The following is a 3316-nucleotide window of genomic DNA, read 5'->3' on the forward strand; positions in this document are numbered from 1 at the left end:
CCATGTGCCTTGTGCGTACCGTCATCACCGGCTTCGCCGAGTTCGTCCTCAAACGCCGGACGGGCTGTGTATCCAGCCCGTCCGGCGTTTGAGGACATCTTGGACAGGGTCTGGGGCAGAGCCCCAGGTGAGTAGGCCCCCGCGCCGAGCGGGTTTTCGGGAAGGGGCGGGGTTGGGGAGAAAGAATCCCGCCACGCCACCCGCACCCACACACACAAACGGAGAGCACCATGCACGACGACCGCACCCTTATAGAAGCCCGCCTGAAGCGCGTCCTAGACGAGCGCATCCGCCCCGCCGTCTACCCCGAGTCCGTCCCCCTGGACGTAGCCGTATGGACCGCTCCGGGTGAGCCCGTGCCCGTAGAAGAGGGGCTCGCGGCGCACCCCGAGCCGACGAAGGTCGGGGCCGCCTGGGGTGCCCCCTGGGCCACCAGCTGGTTCCGAGTGACCGGCACCGTGCCCGCGGAATGGGCGGGGAAGACCGTCGAGGCCGTCCTCGACCTCGGCTTCGACGAGAACATGCCCGGCTTCCAGTGCGAGGGCCTGGTCTACCGCCCCGACGGCACCCCGGTGAAGGGACTCAACCCCCGCAACCAGTGGGTGCGGATAGCGGCCCCGGCGACCGGCGGCGAGGACGTCCACCTGCACATCGAGGCCGCGTCCAACCCCGTCATCCTCGACTACCACCCCTTCCTGCCCACCCAGCTCGGCGACAAGGAGACGGCCGGCAGCGAGCCCCAGTACAAGCTCGCCCGCATGGACCTCGCCGTCTTCGACGAGACCGTGTGGCAGCTGGTCATCGACCTCGAAGTGCTCGGCGAGCTCATGCAGGAGCTGCCCGAGGACTCCGGGCGCCGTTACGCGATCGTGCGCGCCATCGGCCGCGCCCTGGACGCCGTGGACCTCCAGGACGTGAACGGCTCCGCGCCGGCTGCCCGCGCCGAGCTCGAAGGCGTCCTCACCACCCCCGCCGAGCCCTCGGCCCACCGCATCAGCGCCGTCGGCCACGCGCACATCGACTCCGCGTGGCTGTGGCCGCTGCGCGAGACGGTGCGCAAGGTCGCGCGTACGACGTCGAACATGACCGCGCTCATCGAGGACGAGCCGGACTTCGTCTTCGCGATGTCGCAGGCGCAGCAGTGGGCGTGGGTCAAGGAGCACCGGCCCGAGGTGTGGGCGAAGGTCAAGAAGGCGGTCGCCGACGGGCGGTTCGTGCCCGCGGGCGGCATGTGGGTCGAGTCGGACACGAACATGCCGGGCTCCGAGGCGATGGCCCGGCAGTTCGTGCACGGCAAGCGGTTCTTCCTGGACGAGTTCGGCGTCGAGAACGACGAGGCGTGGCTGCCCGACACCTTCGGGTTCGCGGCGGGGCTTCCGCAGATCATCAAGGCGGCCGGTTCGAAGTGGCTGCTCACGCAGAAGATCTCCTGGTCGCAGACCAACCGCTTCCCGCACCACACCTTCAACTGGGAGGGCATCGACGGCACGCGCATCTTCACGCACTTCCCGCCCGTCGACACCTACAACTGCTCGATGAAGGGCAGCGAGATCGCCCACGCGGCGAAGAACTTCAAGGACAAGGGAGTCGCCCGGCACTCCCTGGCGCCGACCGGCTGGGGCGACGGCGGTGGCGGTACGACCCGCGAGATGATCGCGAAGGCGGGACGCCTGCGTGACCTGGAGGGCTCGGCGACCGTCGAGTGGGAGACCCCCGCCGCCTTCTTCGAGAAGGCCGAGGCGGAGTACCCGAACGCCCCCGTCTGGGTGGGCGAGCTGTACCTGGAGCTGCACCGCGCCACGCTCACCAGCCAGGCAGGCACCAAGCAGGGCAACCGCCGCAGCGAGCATCTGTTGCGGGAGGCCGAGCTGTGGGCGGCCACCGCTGCCGTGCGGGCGCCTGCATTCTCGTACCCCTACGAGGAGTTGGACCGCATCTGGAAGACGGTCCTGCTCCACCAGTTCCACGACATCCTGCCCGGTTCGTCCATCGCCTGGGTGCACAGGGAGGCGCGCGCGACGTACGCGAAGGTCGCCGATGAGCTGAACGGCATCATCGACGCGGCTCAGCGCGCACTCGCGGGGGAGGGCGAAGGCACCGGCGCTCTCGTCTTCAACTCCACCCCGCACACCCGCGACGGCGTCCCGGCGGGCGGTGCGCGCCCCGCCGCGATCGACGGCCAGTCGGCGATCGCCTCGCGCGCCGACGGCGGTTACGTCCTCGACAACGGCCTGCTGCGGGTGGAGATCGACGCGCGTGGTCTTGTCGTCTCGGCATACGACGTCGTGGCCGACCGGGAGACCGTCGCCCCCGGCCAGGCGGCGAACCTGCCGCAGATCCACGCCGACTTCCCGAACATGTGGGACGCGTGGGACGTCGACGAGTTCTACCGGAACACGGTCACCGACCTCACGGAGGCGGACGAGGTCGAGCCGGGCGAGGACGGTACCTCGGTCCGTGTCGTACGGAGCTTCGGCGCCTCGCGCCTGACGCAGGTGCTGTCCCTGGCGCCGGGCTCCACGCGTCTGGACATCGACACCGAGGTGGACTGGCACGAGACGGAGAAGTTCCTGAAGCTGGCGTTCCCGCTGGACATCCACGCGGAGCGGTACGCCTCGGAGACGCAGTTCGGCCACTTCTACCGGGCCACGCACACCAACACGAGCTGGGAGGCCGCCAAGTTCGAGGCGTGCAACCACCGCTTCGTGCACATGGAGGAGCCGGGCTGGGGCGTCGCCCTGGTCAACGACTCGACGTACGGCCATGACGTGACGCGTACGGTGCGCGCCTCGGACGCCGGTACGACCACGACGGTCCGCGCCTCGCTCCTTCGCGCCCCGCGCTTCCCCGACCCCGAGACGGACCAGGGCGTCCACCGCTTCCGGCACGCGCTGGTGCCCGGCGCCGGGATCGGCGACGCGGTGCGCGAGGGCTACCGGATCAACCTTCCGGAGCGGCGGATCACGGGCGGTGCCGAGGTGGCTCCGCTGGTGAGCCTGGACAACGACGCCGTCGTCGTCACCGCCGTCAAGCTCGCCGATGACGGCAGTGGCGACGTGGTGGTCCGCTTCCACGAATCCCGCGGCGGCCGGGCGAAGGCAACCCTGACGGCGGGTTTCCCGGTCGGCTCCGTCGAGGTGACGGACCTGCTGGAGCGGCCGCTCGCCGACGCCACGGCGCCGGAGCGCTCGGGCGACGGTCTCGCGCTGACCTTGCGTCCGTTCGAGCTGGTGACGCTGCGGCTTACGCGGGCGTGACCTCTGGGTGAGGACCAGGGAGCAGGCAGCCGGGCGGGCAAGCGGAACCGCGCCGGTTT

1 protein-coding gene is annotated in these 3316 nt (G+C 70.3%); it reads left to right on the top strand.

Translation table 11 applies throughout. The annotated features are described in order from the left end of the window. Positions 1-230: 230 nt before the first annotated feature. Positions 231-3257 carry an alpha-mannosidase gene (locus ACWFR3_RS46630; RefSeq protein ID WP_453740795.1) on the top strand — a complete coding sequence of 1009 codons (3027 nt, stop codon included), beginning with the start codon at positions 231-233 and terminating at the stop codon, positions 3255-3257. The last annotated feature ends 59 nt before the right edge of the window (positions 3258-3316 follow it).

The organism is Streptomyces sp. NPDC055189, from assembly GCF_053606765.1.

What these genes read in the sequence shown, in the direction of transcription:
- ACWFR3_RS46630 (WP_453740795.1), top strand. Translation starts at nt 231, where the DNA reads ATGCACGACGACCGCACCCTTATAGAAGCCCGCCTGAAGCGCGTCCTA.